The 368-nt window shown below is 62.2% G+C and carries 1 pseudogene; it reads right to left on the reverse strand.

The window, feature by feature from the left end:
• Window positions 1–368, reverse strand: a pseudogene (locus tag ACRHNM_RS16365) (hypothetical protein); the annotation flags it as partial.

Raw genomic sequence — 368 nt, forward strand, 5'->3', positions numbered from 1 at the left:
GTGTCAAAAGGGCGAAAGTCGCAGGCATTCCCGGCAGCTTCCGGATTCCGGATCACGGATAACTCCCGGCCGGGCATGGAGTGGTAGATTCGCCGGTCTACCGCCAACTGGATACTCCCGCCTATAAACCCCTGTATGGGCCGTTCGAACCGATGGACCCGGTATCGGGAAGCGGGGATATCCGCCGTCGTCAGGTCGAACTGGAGGATCTCCACGATCTCCGTCTCGAGAAACAGGTCGGAGGTCTCCCCGCCAATCAGCGTCCCCGTCGCGTAGAGTTTGGAGGAATCCGGGGAGAATTCCACCCCGTAAAACAGCAGGTCGCCGCCCAGGGCCCTCGGGTTGGCAACCCGGCCCGTACCGGCATC

This window comes from Psychroserpens mesophilus (assembly GCF_050617655.1).
GTDB classification, from domain to species: Bacteria; Bacteroidota; Bacteroidia; order Flavobacteriales; family Flavobacteriaceae; genus Psychroserpens; species Psychroserpens mesophilus_A.